Here is a 16,807-nt window from a genome sequence, read left to right as displayed (position 1 = left end):
ATCTCTGCAGCCAAGCCACTAGATTTGAGGCTGAAGGCATAAAATGGATTGTCTTCCAGGAATCCTGCATCCGTTGAAAACACATCTTCAGCTGCATTTTCTATCCTTTCAGGAGCAACCGATGCCGTTGGATCAATCCGAACCCACCCACGGCCATCAAACCAGGCCTCAACCCAGGCATGGGCATCATACTGCCTAACCACGATATAATTTTCATAAGGGTTCAGATCACCACCCTGATAGCCTGTCACTACCCTTGCCGGGATGCCTGCCGCTCTCAGTAAAAGTGCTGTCGCACTTGAAAAATGCCCACAGAAACCGATCTGTGTATCAAATAAAAATTCATCGACGCTGTTGCGCCCTAACAAGGGCGGTTGGAGCGAATAACTAAAACGCTGGTTAAAGTATGCTAAAACCTTTTGCACAAACTCCGCTTCCGAGTCGCTCTGATCGAGCCAGCTCAAAGCAAGCTGTTTGCTTTGAGTATTACCTTCAGGCAGATGCAACAATCGCTTTCTCTGATCATGATCAAGATCTCCGAAATACTTCAGTGAGGGATCCGATTTCATTGCAAATTGCTGTCGACTTGTGATCGGCAAGCCATACTCAACTGTCGCATCACTAAAAAGGCTAAGCTTTGTTCCGAGAGGCCCTACGGGATATGAGAGCGCTGGCACATATCGCTTCTGGGTTGGTTCCAGGATTAAACTATAAGACAGTCCGTTGCTACCCAAATCACTAGCACGTAATAACTTATCTTTTACAGGCTGGGCATTGAACCACTCTCTACCATCAAAATCATTTAGGACCAGAGCCCGCCAATAGAGTTGAGGCTGAGCGGGTACCTCCGCTTCAAATGTGGCTCTAAAAGCAACCTCGGGTGAACGAATCAGGCTGGATATATCGCCCGGTGACATTGTTTCAGATAAACCAGTTCGGGCTGCTGTGCGGTCAAGACCCACTTCCCAAAGCGGCCCAAAACGAGGCATTCCAATAAACAGCACAGCCATTAAAGGAAGCGCAGGTAACAGTAACAGACATGACCGTTTGAATGTCTTTAACAATCCCTTAGGTCTCAACTGATATACCGATAAAAGACCTGAAGTGATCACAGCAAATGCTGCGAATAGATAAAGAGCAATTAAAATAGTCTGACTAAATAGGAACCCTGTAGCGGCGACAAGGTAAGCCACATACAGAACCACCAAGGCGTCTCGCTGTTTATAGACCTCAAGTGTTTTAAGACTAAAACCAACCACTAATAAGGATACTGTGACACTGATACCACCACCGGCGCGATAACTAAATAAAACCGCAAGCCCCGTGACAATAACGAAAAGCAACTTGATCCACCTGGATGGGAATGACCAGCGGCCAAGGTAGGCCATAAAGCGCCACAATAAAGAGATGACAACCAGTAAAGGGATCCATAAAGGCAAGTGCGTCAGGTGAGGGAGTACCGCCACAGCAACTGCAAAAAGCTGCCACAAGACAGCATCACGACTAAGCTGCCCTGTGCTCATCGATTGCTCCTGAGCAGAGAATCTTCGCCATAGAGCGCCAATTTGGTTAAAACCGTATCAAGATGCTCAGGACCTATAGCAGGCGGTAGACGCGTACCTGTTAAATCAAGGCCATACCTTACCCCCTGATTTTCTAATTGAAGGGCCCAGTAGGTCATTATGGAAAGCCTTCTTTCTGATGATGCTCCCGGCCAATCTGCCCACCTTAACCAAACATCTTTACTCTTTTGTCCGGAGTACTGTTTAGTTAACAACCCTTTCCCCTGGGCAAACTGTTTCCATGCTATATGCCGCGTCGACTGCCCAGCCTGGTATTCTTCAAGCCCTGAGAAATCATCCCCTCCCCGTGAACGCCCCTGTTCACCTTCACTATGCTCCAGGTCTTTATCTGGGGAAGGTCCCTCTATAGGAATGGGATATGCTACCGCGCTCATCTGAAGGTCAATCCAGCTCCAGGCCCTGAGTAGACCCAACGGATAAACCGTTTGTATTCTGAGTGCCCCCGGATTAACAAAGCCCCGCTTTATAGTTTTTACGTTCAGTACAACTTCTTTGGAAACACCTCTATCCAGGGCAACTTTTACCCCTGGCTGGCCCTCCCAGTTCAGCTCAATACTTTCATAATCACGCTGACAATTGGAAAAAGCCTTAACAATAAAGTCCGCGTTTTCTTTAGCAAAACAGTTCCTTGTACGAATCGCGGAGATGTTCAATCCAGATAAATTAAGGAAGGTGTAGTGGATGGTTAGCACGCCCAGGGAAATCAATAGAAACGCAAAAGCGTAGACAAGATTATTTTGGTAATTCAGACCAATCAGAATCAAGACGCAGCAAACGAGAAGATAACCCCACCCTGCAGCCGTTGGAAAAATAAAAATCCTCTTCTGATTAAGCTCTATCGAATGCCCTTTTGGCCGGCGTTTTGCTGCCCATTGATCTGACCAGCGTTTAATCGGTGCAAAAAAAGCATACATACGGCTAGCCTACAACATCAACTTCGCTAAGCAGCATACGTACTAAAGCAGTGCCACTGTTTTCAGATAAGCTATCAGAAGACCTCAAGCGATGCGCAAAAACAGGGTCAATGAGGGTTTGAATATCTTCAGGGATCACATAATCGCGTCCAGCAATGTAAGCCCAGGTTTTGGCTGTATTTAACAACGCAAGCGCGCCACGTGGCGAGATGCCATAATCAAATTCCGAAGACTCTCGGCTGTACTTAACAAGCCGTTGCAGGTAATCAAGCACACTAGAGGATACTGCGACCTGTTCACATTGGCCTCGTAAACTGGCCAGTTGATCAGGCGAAAAGCATTGTTTCAGTTCAGGTATCTTTTGTCTTGCATCACCGCCTGTCAAAAGCTCTCGTTCAGCCTCTTCAGACGGGTAACCTAACTTGACCCGCATCAGGAATCGGTCCAATTGAGATTCAGGTAAAGGAAAAGTCCCGTATTGTGAAATCGGGTTCTGAGTAGCGATTACAAAAAATGGCTCAGGTAATGCGTAGGTATTACCCTCAACAGTGACCTGCCTCTCCTCCATAGCCTCAAGTAAAGCGCTCTGAGTCTTTGGCGTTGTCCGATTGATCTCATCCGCCAAAAGCAGCTGAGTAAACACAGGCCCTTTATGAAAGACGAACTGCCCTGAACTGCTTTCAAAAATTGATACGCCGAGAATATCTGCCGGGAGCATATCACTCGTAAACTGAAGGCGCTGATAATCAAGACTTAATACCTGCGCCAACGCATGAGCTAAGGTGGTTTTACCCATACCAGGAAGGTCCTCAATTAAAAGATGCCCTCCAGATATTAAACAGGTCAGCGCCTGTTTAATCTGCTTCTCCTTGCCATAGAGTACCTTGCTTACTTCATTAATTAATAACCCTAATTGGTCTCTCATGGAAAAGCGTCCCTACAACAAATGGATATCAAAATTGTGAGCCAATTAGAACTCAGCAAGTACAGATGGTTCAATATAACCCAACTTAAAAAATAAGTGGCACGGATTCTCTATGGTAATCAGCAAACTCTGACTTACTCGCTTCATCATCAGTGTTTATCTGAACCAGATTGGCTTTATGAATACCTACCTTTAAGCAGATATCGTAGCCATCTTTAACCTGCTGACAGGTAATAACATTACCATCCACATCTTTAATCAGCTCCCGGACCGTTTCATCGCCTTTTGAATACTCAACTTCGACGACCATAGGCCCACAACCCGATTCGATGAAATTGACTGTTTTAATGCGCTGCTGTTGGTTGAGTGTTTCTAACTGTTCAGTATCCATAAACACCACCCTTCATAAAGTTATTTACTGATCGTTATTAAGGATAGCCAATCTTGAACGAGCTGAACCATCGCTCAGGCATAAAAAAACCCGGTAAGAACCGGGCTTTTGGAATAGAAAAAATTAGGCTTTTGAATCGCAGTTTGGATCATTACAGCAATCGCCTTCATCACTTTCGTGAACATGGCCATGAGCGATCTCATTTTCAGTCGCTTCGCGAACGTCAGTTACTTCGACAGAGAAGATCAGTACCTGGCCCGCCAACGGGTGGTTGCCATCCAGCATTACACCATCTTCCTCTAGCGCTACAACCGTAACTGGCTGCTGCCCCCAAGGCGCTTCAGCCATAAACTGCATACCTACCTGGATATCATCGATACCCTGAAAGTTCTCACGATCAACTTTTTGGATCAATTCCGCACGGATCTCACCGTAACCTTCTTCAGGCTGTACCGTTACGTCCAACTTATCACCAACGGTCTTACCCAGTAACGCTTTTTCCAGACCTGCAACAATATTATTTGCACCACAAAGAAACGGCAGAGGCTCCTGGCCTTCAGATGAATCCAAAACCTGACCTTCTTCGTTTTTCAATGTGTAATGAATAAGTGCGACTAGATTTTCAGCGATCTGCATAAGAATAATCTCAATTTGGGCCCCTACCTTTAGAAAACACCAGGTATGAACTCACCTGCTAAAAGTATCGGTTACCCTGTTAAATTTAGTCATGATCATACCAGACCTGAATCCAGCTACCAGTAGCACCACTCAGTTCTTAAGGAAAAATAGGAATTTTTCTTAAGCAATTATTCAAAAGCCTGTGCTACCTTTTATTCATTGATTCTGTATTCAAGGAGAGAAGGACAGATGGAGAATGCATGTACGCTTTGTTACAACCTTGTGTTGCATAACAAGCCCCATTCAGCATTAAAAAAGATAAGCGAGTTGAAAGGTAGCGAGCTTTATAAGTGCTGCTGTTGCTACGCTTATCTACATAAACATAATCATGAATGGGAAATTATCAGTGGTGGGGACTTTATGGGTAGCCCTAAGTCCAAGAATAGGGATTTCGACCGTAAAGAGATCGAAGACAGCCCAGCTAATGAACTGCCTATGACAGGAACTGATCAGGTGACTTATCGTTAATATGAGTCACCTGACTTTTACAGTAAACCTACCTCATACATCATCGCAATGAGTTGCGTTTTATTTCTCGCACCAAATACACGCTTCGCACGAGTTATATGATAAGTAATGCCTTCTTCCGTAAGCGCTAATCTATCAGCAATACTTTTAACCGGCATACCCTGAGCAGTCATCTTCAGTATCTGTAAACATGTTCCAGATAATAGCTCCTGCCGTTTAAAAGGGTTCTGCTCTTTCTCAGCGACAACCTGCAAAAGCGTGTGATAGCGCATAAGAATAGGCACCAACCACTCGCCCATTTTTGTATACAACTGGGCAAATTCATCAGCTGGCAGCTTGTGAAACAAACCAAAATAATGAAACCAGTATTTGTTGCTTTTACTTGGCATCGGGATGTAGGCCCTGGAAGCAATGCCGTGCTTTTTCCAGAATGTTTCAGCATACACTCCCTGACCACCAGATAAATCGCTGGTTAAAAGCGGTGCTTGGATATCCGGAAGCTTATCCCAAACAGGATCATGATTAACAATGTCCTTGTAATAGGCTTTAACAACCGAATCAGGTAATGAACCTACAATATCGGATCCATTTTCCCATCGGCTTTTCATGCTATCACTAGCGACAACGCTGTTACGGGTAAGCACTGAATATGTAAAGTAGCCAAAGTCGAGTTGCGACAGTAACTCATCTAGCTCAGATAATAGCTTATCCCAAGTGCACTCAACCGCTAAAACGGGCTGTTCCTGAAAAACTGGCTGCTGCTTTAGCTGGAGAATTAGGTGTTCCATATCTTGCACTAAAACACTCCATTGACAAGTGAATATGTCCATTCAGGGGATTGAAAAGAGCGTAAAAAAATTATCGAACAGATAAAAATTCAAACAAAAATTCAAAAAACAACATGCTGCAAACTTAAGGCCGTGCAACAAATTCCCCTATCCATATGTGTATAATAAGCCTATTCATCGAGCGCAGTAGTACCAAAACCTATAGTATCGCGCACGATTTTTATCCTTTAGGTATATTTTATATCAGTTATCGCTAAAAACATTGATATTCATACCCTACAGCGGTGTTTCAGCCACCACTTTTCCCACTCAAATACTCTGTTATTGCACCAAAAACCGGCACTTTAGTACTATGAGCCCCAAAATAAAGCTTACTTATTGAATGGTTATTCTGTGTTATTTTGTAGCATTCACTCATTTACGATGGCTGATAACGCAAACAAGAATTCAAACAAAGAATCACTTTCATTAAGAATTAAAACAAAGATAGATAAATTCGAGCAAACAGACCGAAAGGTCTGTCTGCACCATTTAGGTGCAAACAGAAATAATAAAATCAAACCTACAGACTAAATAAACACCATCAGAAACAACGTTCACACAAATAGGTTTTCCATGTGAAAAAGAACACCAATGAAATCAGAAACTCAAAGGGTTAGGCTCGCTTACCCAATCGATAAGTTCCATCTTCGAAAAACTGAGCAGCTTCTTTTCTCTTCTTCCCTATCAACACAGGACCACAGTCAAAAAACAGGAAGTTCTTCCAATTACGGACAAATACATCCCATTTTGTTTCAATGATATGGTCACTTTGGTAACAGAAATAGACGGTGGTATCAGGCGCCCATCCTTTAAAATATTCATCCATAAGCTCAGGCAAATCGGCCTTATTCGAATCCCAGGCGGATTGCCAGAAATCCTTTTCCAACCAATTGGCACCTTTAGCCGCCCAATCATTTTCAGCAAAATGTTCTGGGTGCGAACATCCTCGACTTACATGCTCCCGCCAAATTTGCTCAGCACGTGGTTCCGTAAGCGGCTTAATAAGCAATTTATCCTCTTCCGTTACCGGTAAGTCTCTATGTCTAAAAATCCATGCTTTTGGGTATTGGTCCAGTGGAAGGTAATTCATCAAAAATAATCCAGTACAGAAATAAAAAAGGGAGCCTTAGCTCCCTATTTTCAGCAAGCAGAAGTGTTCGTTATTAGCCCTCACCCTCAACCCGGTTGGCTCCACTCTGCTTCGCAATAAATAAGTTTTCATTTGCTCTTCTCAGCATCTGATCAGAGTCATCTTCAGGCCCATTGAGTGAAGCAACACCCACACTGACTGTGAACCTCACGTCACCCGCCGCATATGGAATTTCCATCTCTTCCATAATTTTACGTACACGGTTGCCAGCAGCCATGCCCTGTTCATGGTTGGTTTCAGGCATAAACATCACAAACTGATCATCCCCGTAACGAGCAAGAAAGTCAGATGTACGTTTCATACCATGTATCGATGTTACTAACTGCTGTAACACCTGATCACCACAATCCCAGGAATAATTGTCATTCAGATCACTAAAGCTATCTACATCAATGACCATTAAACTGCAGACCCAATCATAACGCTGCGCCTGAGCCACGGCTTGCTCTAACACCGGACGAAGCGCTCGACGATTGTACGCACCTGTTAAAGGATCACGTTGCGCCTGGCTAGTAACCTGACGCTCTAATCGGCGTTTAGCCGAGATATCCTGATACACAACGACAACTTCGCTTCCCGCTGTCTGACAACGAAGTTCAAACCACTTCGTTTCAGTGAGCCCCTGCTCACGCAGAACAGGAACGTGTTCAGGACGTAACTGAATATCAGTTTTAACAAGTTTTTGCTTCTCTGAAGCCTTAACCGCTGCGGCAACAATATCACCGCTGATATCTGCTGGGAAAATATCTTCAAGCTTTCTTCCCATAACTGCTTCACTATTCAACCAACCAGCATCCCCTTCGGAGCATGCCAGAATCAAACCCGAAGGTTCGATTACCATTACAGTATCAGCTGTAGCCTTTAGCAGGGCCTCATAACGCGCTTGAACCTGTTTATCGGACATCCAATATTCTCCACTGAACAGACAAATTAAATCGGCATATCAAAAAGATAGCTGTTTGCCTCGCTATGAACAAGCCCGAAAAGCAATTTTTAAAGTGATCAGATCAAAGCCTGAGCAAATTACAAAATATAGTAGTCCAGTGGAGGGAAACCATTAAACTCAATTGAACTGTAACTCGTGGTGTAGGCTCCGGTCGAATACCAGAATACATGATCACCAATTTCCAGGGACAAGGGCAGCTTATATTTAAACTGCTCGTACATAATATCCAGGCTATCACAGGTCGGTCCCGCAAGAATCACCTCTTCTTCTTCGCCCTGCCGGGAAGAAGAGATTGGGTATTTAATCGCTTCACCCAACGTTTCAATCAGCCCGTTAAACATCCCTACATCGGTATAAACCCAGCGCTCTAGGGCGGTAGATGATTTACGCGATATTAATACGACCTCTGAAACTATGACACCGGCATCACCAACCAGCGAACGACCTGGCTCGAGAATGATTCTGGGTATATCTTCGCCGAAATCCTCGCGCAGGAAGCGCTTAATTTCTTCAGCATAAGTCGTAAATTCATTAGTTTTTTGAAGATAGATGGCAGGGAATCCTCCCCCCATATTAATCATCTCAAGGCGTATACCCGCTTCTTCAAGCAAACGCTCAAAGATCACTTTAACTTTTGCTATCGCACCATCCCATACGTCGATATCACGCTGCTGAGACCCGACATGAAAAGATACGCCATAAGGGTTGAGGCCTAATTCTTTCGCCAACACGGCGAGTTCATATGCCATTTCAGGGTTACAACCAAACTTACGTGAAAGCGGCCAGTCGGCACCTTCGGAGCCATCAGTCAGCACTCTTATGTAGATATTTGAGCCTGGCGCATACTTAGCAATATTCTGTAGATCGGCTTCGGAATCTGTTGCAAACAACCGAACGCCCTGCTCATAAAAATACTTAATGGCAGAGGCTTTCTTGATCGTATTTCCGTAGCTCATCCGCTCAGCTGGTACGCCATAGGCAAGCACTTTATCCAGCTCCTGGGGAGAAGCAATATCAAAGCTAGAACCCTTACTGGCCAGCAGCTCTATCACTTCATCTGCCGGGTTAGCTTTAACTGCATAAAAAATATCAGCCTCAGGAAATCCATGCTCCAATTCCACATATCTTTTTTCAACGACAGAAAGGTCCATCGCCAGAAAAGGCGTAGGGTATTTTTCGATTAAAGATTCCAGACGCGATTGGGCGTCAGCAGAGAAATACTGCGGTAAATTCATGCGCTCTAACACCACACGAGAAATTGAGAAAACCGCCAGAAAGGCAGGGACTATGAAGACCGCGAAGTATAGTCAGTAACGACGACTTAAGTCCAGAGTAAAAACACGCTTTACAGCTCCCCTCCCTGGGTAATAATGGCTTCAATATCTGCAAAGCTCTTGGCTTCATACATAACGTCAAAACTAATCTTAAGGCGCCTGGATATATCACTCGAAGAGATAACTCCTCGCACTCGCATAACCCCTGCCGTACTCTCATCTACAACGAGGACATGCTGATCACCAGAGGTCCTAAGGGTCTGCATCACATCTCCTACCCGTGACTCTTCAAGCTGGGAATACCTCAAAGCCCGGATATTAAGCTTACTTAACATGACATGCCGGACCTGCACCTGATCCCGACTAACACCATCTCGTTGCATAAACGACATCACTTTACGTCCCGAAACATCGGTAGCGGTGACAATACCGCTAAAGTTATCGTGGTTATCAAGCACAAATAACAGTCGCACATGCTGCATCATCATATATTCCAATGCCTCAGTCACAGGCATAGATTCAGGCACAGTGACTGGCTTTACCTTGGTAAAATCCGTAAACACATCCAAAGCCGGACTGTATAGATTCGCAGGCACTCCGGAGCTTTCCGGGCTTAGAATATAATCAACATCTACCGCGTCTTGCAGACGTATTTGTCTGAACTCCTGCAACATTCCCTTCTCCCGAGATGCTTTTCTTACAGAATAGTACAGTTATCAGGAAAGGCAGGAGTGACAAACTAAATTGCTGAGAACAGGTATTTTTCACGCTTTAGGTTAGCCGCGCTAAAACCTAGGTTTTCGAAAAATGACACAGAGTCATCAATCATTTGAGGATGACCGCAGAGATAGATCATGTCATCGTTCGGTGAAGCTTCCAGCAAGGTATATAGCTCGGTCACATGACCTGAGAACTCCCCTTCAGCCAGGTTATTATTTTCTCGGCTAAAAACGGCATTAAATCCAAATCGCTCTTCCCTGGCACTCAGCGCTTTGAACTCTTCACCATACAGAAGCTCTTCCCTGTTTCTTACTCCTAAAATCAACTCAGTTTTTAGCTCGGGCTCTGCATGAAGCCGATTAGTTAGTTCATCGAGCATAGACCGATAAGGCGCTACACCCGCCCCTGTCGCAATAAGGATAAAACGCTTCGGATTTGACCGGGGGAGCACCAGGTTTCCAAAAGGACCACTCGCCTCAATCTCACTGCCAGGCTTTGCGGATCGAAAATACTCACTCGCAGCTCCACCTTCAACCAGAGTAATCACAAAACTAAGCGTAAATTCTTCATTTTGATCCGCTCTTTTATTGTTCACTACACTGTAGCTTCGGGACTTAAAGCCATCACCACATGGGAAACGCAGTGAGTAAAACTGACCAGCCAGGTATTTAAGTGGTTTGTCTGACTGATAGCTCAACTCTAATGAACGCGGGCTAAGATATTTTTTGTCGATCAGAGTGAGCGAAGTAGCTGTATTCATCAACATAGAAACCTCCTGATTAACAATAATGTATTTAATATACATCTTAATAAACAGAAGCTCAAACTACATAAATGAAAAAGCAGCCCGTAGGCTGCTTGTTCTTATTAATAACCTAATTCACTGGGATCTATGACGATTCCAAGAGAGCGCTTATCAATGAATTTACCTTTACTGGTCTCTTTGTACCTGAAGGTGACTTTCTTACCTAGTTCGATCTCCAGTTCTTTATCAGGAGACATATAAGAATACTGCTCACCATCTACTGTGATCATATGGATATAGTAAGGTGGCATACCAACCCACTCTACGTGCGGGCCATCAGTTTCAACCTGTTCCAATACACCTCGACCAGAAAGTTTAGGTGTCTTCTTGTAGCCGCCGCGGCGACCTCCAAAATTACCTGCCATTAAGGCTCCTTAAGCAATTCAACAACATAAATAAACGATTGCACCACCATTGTAGCCCCCTGCAGCACCAACAGCCAAACTTTGTGGAAAAAACTGATAAAATTCGAGGAAGAATCTACAGCATCTGACCTATATGACAACGCTACCCATTGAATCAGCTCTCCCTGAACTGCTAGAAGCTCTAATAAATCATGACCAGGCTGTGCTTGAAGCACCTCCAGGTGCCGGCAAAACCACCCAGGTGCCTTTATCACTGAAAGACGCTAACTGGTTAAATGACCAAAAAATGCTGATGCTGGAGCCGCGCCGTATTGCAGCTAAAACTGCAGCAGCTCGCATGGCCTCAATGTTAGGCGAGGCTGTTGGCGACACTGTCGGATACAGAGTTCGACTAGATACTAAAGTCAGCGGTAAAACCAGAATTGAGATTGTGACTGAAGGCATTCTGGTACGCATGCTTCAAAGTGATCCTAGCCTTGAAGGTTATGGCTTAGTCATCTTCGATGAATTCCATGAAAGAAATATGGATGCAGAGCTGGGTCTGGCCCTCACACTGGAAGCCCGAGCAATTTTTCGTGAAGACGATCCTCTAAAGCTACTTATCATGTCAGCAACGCTGGATGGGGAAGCCATTTCAGATCTACTAGGTAACGCTCCTATCATAAAAAGCCTCGGCCGCAGTTACCCCGTTAAAGAAGTTTATACCGGTGCTCCTCAGCAAAATGAGTGGATAGAGACCAAAACAGTCAAAGCTATAGAACAAGCCCTGCTCGAACAGGAAGGTAGCATACTCTGTTTTTTACCCGGCCAACGAGAGATTAGAAAGACCGCTGAGTTATTAGAAGAAAGGACTCTTCCGCAGCAAGAGAAGGTCATCATTACTCCCCTTTATGGTGATCTGAAGCTGGAACAACAACAGATGGCAATCGAACCCGCACCAAAGGGTCAACGTAAAATTGTGCTCGCCACCAATATTGCCGAAACCAGCCTTACCATTCAGGGGATTTCTGCTGTTGTAGATGCAGGGCTAGAGCGCGAAGCTCGCTACGACCCTACAACCGCAATGACACGCTTACACACCTGTAAAATTTCTAAGGCATCCAGCGTACAGAGGGCTGGTCGAGCAGGAAGATTGGGCCCCGGGACTTGTTACCGTTTATGGAGTGAATCCCAGCAAGAGCAACTCGTTGCCTTTTCTCAGCCCGAAATACTTCAAGCAGATCTTACTTCGCTGGCGCTTCAGCTCTGTTGCTGGGGCATACCCGATCCCAATTCTTTAGCCTGGATCGATGCTCCACCGAAAGGCGCTTATAACCAGGCAATTGAACTTCTCAAGTCATTAGAGGCGATCGATGAAAAAGGGGCTGCGACAAGCCACGGAGAGCAGATGGCTCAATTCCCACTGCATCCTCGCTTAAGCCACATGATGATAAAAGCAAAAGAGCTCGGTCTGGAGAAAAAGGCTGCCGCTATTGCCGCCCTCTTAATGGAACGAGATCCGTTAAAGACTAATCAAAGCGACATTGAAGAGCGCCTGGACTGGTTAGAAACCACGCCACAACACAATAAGGGCGCATGGTACAGATTGGATACGCAGCGAAAACAACTGATCAGGATTTGCGATTCGCTGCCCTGCGCTAACCTCTCTTTACCGAATTCGATCGACAGCAGATACCAGGCCGGTCTTTTACTGGCTCTCGCATACCCAGACCGAATAGCCCATCGTAAGCCAGAAAAACTGAGCCAATATCAACTCAGCAACGGAAGAAGCGCATCTTTCCGGGAGCAGGATCGTTTGGCAAGGCACCCATGGTTGACGGTTGCCAATCTACAAGGAAGGCATGGGGAAAGTAGTGATACCATAACTCTTGCAGCGGCTTTGGACGAAACACTGCTTGCTCGATTCATTCCCGACCTGATCACTGAAGCAGAGATGATCGATTGGGACAAACAAACTGATCGACTGGTCGCTGAACAACAGACCTGTATTGGCAAGCTTGTCCTGGAGCGAACCCCTTTGGACTCACCTTCGAGGGAAGCGATCATCAGTGCTATCTGCCAGCAAATTCAAAAGCGCGGGCTTCATATACTGCCTTGGTCAGATGAGCTACGAGACTGGCAGCAACGCGTCGTATTCCTGTACCAACATGACAATAGCGCTAATCAATGGCCTGACCTTAGCGATCAGTGGCTGGTTGATAATATTCAATCATGGCTGGGGCCATACCTAACCGATGTTTCCCATATCAACCATCTCAAACGCCTCGACCTGAAGAGTATTCTTCTGGCTCTTCTGCCCTGGCCACTGCCTCAGGCCATGGAGCAACTTGCGCCGGAAAAATACCAGGTCCCTTCAGGATCTAAAAAACGGATAGATTACGCCACCTACCCTCCGATTCTGGCCGTAAAACTTCAGGAGATGTTTGGTTGTGATGAGACTCCAACCATTGCTAATGGCGTTTCCCTCCAGCTTCACCTGCTTTCACCCGCACAACGCCCGCTTCAGGTGACACAAGATTTAGTGAGCTTTTGGGAAAATGGCTACAAAGAAGTACAGAAAGATATGAAAGGGCGTTATCCCAAGCACCCATGGCCGGATGATCCGATGACATTTCAGCCAACGGCGAAAACGAAACGCCATCTAAATAAAAACGGCGCCTAAGCGCCGTTTTTAATCTACCAGTTCCTTACTCAGCTTCAGCGACTGCTTCAGCTTCTATCATGGGCTGCTGCTTAGCTTTAGGCCATGCACTGAGAATGGCTTTAAACAATGTCGCAAGAGGTATCGCAAAGAAAACACCCCAAAAGCCCCAAAGACCACCAAACACCAGCACTGCCACAATAATTGCCACGGGATGAAGATTAACAGCTTCCGAGAACAGCAACGGTACCAATACGTTCCCATCTAGCGCCTGAATAATACCGTACGCAATCATCAGGTACATAAATTCACTGCTCCACCCCCACTGGAAGAAACCAATCAGAGCCACTGGCAGAGTCACAAGTGCCGCACCAATATAGGGAATTAGAACCGACAGGCCCACCAGAATACCCAGAAGCGCCGCATAGTTAATACCCAGGAAAATAAACGTAATGTAGGTTACCGAACCCACCACAATGATCTCAATAACCTTACCGCGTATGTAATTTGCGATCTGATCATCCATTTCGTGCCAAACCTGAGTCATCATGTCGCGCTTTTCCGGAAGAAATGAAACCCACCAACGCGTCAGAGATGAACCATCTTTCAGGAAGAAAAACACTAAAATAGGCACCAGAACCAGATAAATTAGCAGAGCAATAATGCTGGTAATCGAATTAAGGGAAAAAGTCACAACCCATTGCCCCATCTGCGATAACTCAGCCGCCGCAAGGTTGATAAGCTCTAAGACCCGCTCTTCAGAAATGAAGCCAGGATAGCGTTCTGGTAACAACAACAGAACTGACTGGATTTCCGACATAATACCAGGCAGCTCATTAAATAAATTAACCGACTGTTTCCAGGCCAAAGGCATAACGATCAGCAACAGTGCCCCAAGACCACCGACAAACGCCAAAAAGACTAAAATGACCGATAGAAGATGCGGAACATTAAGCTGTCTTAACCTATTAACTCCGCCCTGCATCAGAAAGGCCAGAATGATCCCCGCAAAAACCGGCGCAAGAGCCTGACCTAAAGTCAGAATAACGATGAGTGAAGCGCCTAACAGAACAAAGAGCAGCAAGGCTTCTTCATCTGAGAAATAACGCTCAATCCACTTACTTAATATCTGGCGCATAAAGGTTCAGATTAGCCTCGTTTAATCAGGTAGCTGTAAGGCTCCTGTTCTGTCTGAGAGTCAATGAGCTCATGAGCCGATTGATCAGTGTAAGCTTTGAAGTCCCTTATAGAACCATTATCAGTTGCTAAAACTTTCAGCACTTTCCCAGGCTCAAGCTTATTCAGCGCCTGTTTTGCTTTTAACAAAGGTAATGGGCAATTCAGCCCCGAAGCATCCAGTAATTCGTCGTACACTTGATCAGTCATCTATGAGTTCAGTTTTATAATTATCGATTCAAAATTGCACATCACTATAAACAATTCTGCCACATGTAGCATTAACTCATTGAATAAAAACAAATTCGATTATCTATCCGTCTAACAAGGACTATTATGAAGACCTGTTTTCAAATATTTCGAGCAAAATTGTGGCTTTGAATGATGAACTTTTTACTGGTTTACCTATCTTAACTCTTTGATCTTTCATACTTTGCCCCCAAATAGCTTATAGTGTTCGCAAAGACCTAGAATCAGGTTTGGAAAAATATATGCGCGGTTTGTTATCAGCCTTTTTAATTACCTTGCTTATGGGCTCTTCATCTTCAGCCCTAAAAGCAGAATCTCAACTGCCTGATATTGGCGGCACGGGCTATAGTGTTCTTACGCTACAGCAAGAACACAACCTGGGACGTGCCTGGGTACGCATGCTTCGAGGAAGCAGCAGACTTTATAAAGATGCACTGGTAAGCCAATATGTTGAAGACCTGACATGGAGCCTGGTGACGCATAGTCAGTTGCTCGACAAGCGCCTGGAAATCCTCGTACTGGATAATCCCACCGTAAATGCGTTTGCTGCGCCTGGCGGTATCATTGGTGTACACACGGGGCTTCTATTAACTGCACAGAATGAAGCCCAGCTTGCCTCCGTACTTGCTCACGAACTTGCCCATCTAAGCCAAAGGCATTTTGCGGCTCAACTAGAAGAGGACCGACGCAACCGCCCTCTTTTTATTGCCTCAATACTGGGCAGTATTCTGTTAGCAGCGGCCGACCCTGAAGCGGGTGTGGTTGGCCTACACTCCTCATTTGGCGCTGCTACCGCAAATAAACTCGCCTTCAGCCGCCAAAACGAAAGAGAGGCGGATTATATTGGTATGCAAACACTGACCAGTGCGGGCTATTCTCCGAACGCAATGGGAAATATGTTTTTACAGTTACAAAAACAAGCCCGATTTAGCCGTGTGCCACCGGAATTTCTTCTCACCCACCCTGTCACTCAGTCACGTATATCTGATTCCCAGAGTCGAGCAGCAGGCTATAAGGGCGGAACAAGGAAGTTAGATAGTATTGACTTCAATATTGCCAGAGCTCGAATTCAGGCTAATTACGCAAAAGATCTGAAACAACTTCTCGCTGAATTGGATTCCATTCAGAAGAAACGAAATTCAGATGTAGTTAAATACGCAATTAGCTATGCGGCGATGAAAGACAAACAGTTCGAATTAGCGGAAACCACCCTTAAGACGATTAGCAAAGATTTTTCTAAACGACTCAGCGTCAGGCTTCTAAAAGCTGAGATTGCAATGGCTCAAATGAACTACAGCTCTGCGGTTAAAACCCTGAGCAAGTTGATGCAAGTTTACCCTGGCAATCATGCTGTAAGCTTCACTTATGCCGATGCTCTGCTGAAAATGGAGCAGCCATCCAAAGCGTCGCAGGTTTATGAAGATCTAGTTGAACGGAATCCTAACGATAGCCGGGCTTGGTATCTTTTAGCTGAATCCTATGGGCTTGAGGGAAATATTGTTGGCGTTCATGAAGCCAGAATCGAATACTTTCTATTAACAGCCAATGTTGATCGCGCCCTCCGGCAAATTGAGTTTGCACTTAAAGACGAAAGCTTAAGCACTGCAGAAAGAGCCAAATTTGAGCAACGCCGAGAGGATGCAAAACAAGTCAGGGAATCCCTAAATCTCGATTTCTGATACAAAAAAAGCC

General features: G+C 45.2%; 17 protein-coding genes. 3 read left to right on the top strand and 14 right to left on the bottom strand.

Going from position 1 to position 16,807, the window contains the following annotated elements; genetic code table 11:
- The 5 genes from MED92_RS00265 to MED92_RS00245 form a co-directional block, all read right to left on the bottom strand.
- The coding region (locus MED92_RS00265; RefSeq protein ID WP_007019446.1) for a transglutaminase TgpA family protein at positions 1 to 1,523 on the bottom strand (1,523 nt) is incomplete at its 3' end.
- Entirely contained in the window at positions 1,520 to 2,497 is a 978-nt protein-coding gene (locus MED92_RS00260) for a DUF58 domain-containing protein (protein WP_007019445.1), read from the bottom strand. The genes MED92_RS00260 and MED92_RS00265, both read right to left, overlap by 4 nt.
- Before the next feature lie 4 nt (positions 2,498 to 2,501).
- Positions 2,502 to 3,422 carry an AAA family ATPase gene (locus tag MED92_RS00255; protein WP_007019444.1) on the bottom strand — a complete coding sequence of 307 codons (921 nt, stop codon included), beginning with the start codon at positions 3,420 to 3,422 and terminating at the stop codon, positions 2,502 to 2,504.
- Between the two features lie 85 nt (positions 3,423 to 3,507).
- Positions 3,508 to 3,813, bottom strand: coding sequence for a hypothetical protein (locus MED92_RS00250; protein WP_007019443.1), 306 nt, complete (start codon positions 3,811 to 3,813; stop codon positions 3,508 to 3,510).
- Positions 3,814 to 3,936: 123 nt separating this feature from the next.
- A complete protein-coding gene (locus tag MED92_RS00245; RefSeq protein ID WP_007019442.1) occupies positions 3,937 to 4,449 on the bottom strand; it encodes an FKBP-type peptidyl-prolyl cis-trans isomerase in 513 nt (170 codons plus the stop codon).
- Positions 4,450 to 4,680: 231 nt separating this feature from the next.
- Here MED92_RS00245 and MED92_RS00240 point away from each other — a divergent pair, with 231 nt between their 5' ends.
- Positions 4,681 to 4,959, top strand: a complete 279-nt coding sequence (locus tag MED92_RS00240; protein ID WP_007019441.1) for a hypothetical protein — start codon at positions 4,681 to 4,683, stop codon at positions 4,957 to 4,959.
- Positions 4,960 to 4,976: 17 nt separating this feature from the next.
- Here the strand turns inward: MED92_RS00240 and MED92_RS00235 are convergent, their stop codons facing one another.
- From MED92_RS00235 to MED92_RS00205, 7 genes are all read right to left on the bottom strand, one after another.
- Complete coding sequence (locus MED92_RS00235; RefSeq protein WP_238321503.1) at positions 4,977 to 5,747, bottom strand: helix-turn-helix domain-containing protein; 771 nt, start codon at positions 5,745 to 5,747, stop codon at positions 4,977 to 4,979.
- Positions 5,748 to 6,402: 655 nt separating this feature from the next.
- Complete coding sequence (locus MED92_RS00230) at positions 6,403 to 6,879, bottom strand: DUF2947 domain-containing protein (protein ID WP_007019439.1); 477 nt, start codon at positions 6,877 to 6,879, stop codon at positions 6,403 to 6,405.
- A 73-nt stretch (positions 6,880 to 6,952) separates the two neighbouring features.
- Positions 6,953 to 7,843 carry a sensor domain-containing diguanylate cyclase gene (locus MED92_RS00225; protein WP_007019438.1) on the bottom strand — a complete coding sequence of 297 codons (891 nt, stop codon included), beginning with the start codon at positions 7,841 to 7,843 and terminating at the stop codon, positions 6,953 to 6,955.
- Positions 7,844 to 7,962: 119 nt separating this feature from the next.
- The gene (locus tag MED92_RS00220; RefSeq protein WP_007019437.1) at positions 7,963 to 9,120 is read right to left on the bottom strand and encodes a type III PLP-dependent enzyme; all 1,158 of its coding nucleotides are present in this window, start codon (positions 9,118 to 9,120) and stop codon (positions 7,963 to 7,965) included.
- 110 nt (positions 9,121 to 9,230) lie between these two features.
- Positions 9,231 to 9,833 carry a CBS domain-containing protein gene (locus MED92_RS00215; RefSeq protein WP_007019436.1) on the bottom strand — a complete coding sequence of 201 codons (603 nt, stop codon included), beginning with the start codon at positions 9,831 to 9,833 and terminating at the stop codon, positions 9,231 to 9,233.
- A gap of 65 nt (positions 9,834 to 9,898) precedes the next feature.
- Positions 9,899 to 10,645, bottom strand: a complete 747-nt coding sequence (locus MED92_RS00210; RefSeq protein ID WP_007019435.1) for a ferredoxin--NADP reductase — start codon at positions 10,643 to 10,645, stop codon at positions 9,899 to 9,901.
- A gap of 101 nt (positions 10,646 to 10,746) precedes the next feature.
- Positions 10,747 to 11,049: a hypothetical protein gene (locus tag MED92_RS00205; RefSeq protein ID WP_007019434.1), complete on the bottom strand. Its 303-nt coding sequence runs from the start codon at positions 11,047 to 11,049 to the stop codon at positions 10,747 to 10,749.
- Positions 11,050 to 11,182: 133 nt separating this feature from the next.
- Between MED92_RS00205 and hrpB the strand changes: the two genes are divergently transcribed.
- The gene (gene hrpB / locus MED92_RS00200) at positions 11,183 to 13,711 is read left to right on the top strand and encodes an ATP-dependent helicase HrpB (RefSeq protein ID WP_007019433.1); all 2,529 of its coding nucleotides are present in this window, start codon (positions 11,183 to 11,185) and stop codon (positions 13,709 to 13,711) included.
- Between the two features lie 25 nt (positions 13,712 to 13,736).
- Here hrpB and MED92_RS00195 read toward each other — a convergent pair whose 3' ends face one another.
- Together MED92_RS00195 and MED92_RS00190 are read right to left on the bottom strand one after the other, a co-directional pair.
- Positions 13,737 to 14,828: an AI-2E family transporter gene (locus MED92_RS00195; RefSeq protein WP_007019432.1), complete on the bottom strand. Its 1,092-nt coding sequence runs from the start codon at positions 14,826 to 14,828 to the stop codon at positions 13,737 to 13,739.
- A gap of 11 nt (positions 14,829 to 14,839) precedes the next feature.
- The gene (locus tag MED92_RS00190; RefSeq protein WP_007019431.1) at positions 14,840 to 15,076 is read right to left on the bottom strand and encodes a sulfurtransferase TusA family protein; all 237 of its coding nucleotides are present in this window, start codon (positions 15,074 to 15,076) and stop codon (positions 14,840 to 14,842) included.
- A 281-nt stretch (positions 15,077 to 15,357) separates the two neighbouring features.
- On the opposite strand from MED92_RS00190, the gene MED92_RS00185 reads away from it, so the two are divergent.
- Complete coding sequence (locus tag MED92_RS00185) at positions 15,358 to 16,794, top strand: M48 family metalloprotease (protein ID WP_007019430.1); 1,437 nt, start codon at positions 15,358 to 15,360, stop codon at positions 16,792 to 16,794.
- The last annotated feature ends 13 nt before the right edge of the window (positions 16,795 to 16,807 follow it).

The sequence above is a fragment of the Neptuniibacter caesariensis genome (genome assembly GCF_000153345.1).
In the GTDB taxonomy this organism is placed as follows: Bacteria; Pseudomonadota; Gammaproteobacteria; order Pseudomonadales; family Balneatricaceae; genus Neptuniibacter; species Neptuniibacter caesariensis.
Note: the sequence above shows the minus strand (reverse complement) of the source record. Positions and strands in the feature narration are given on the sequence as shown.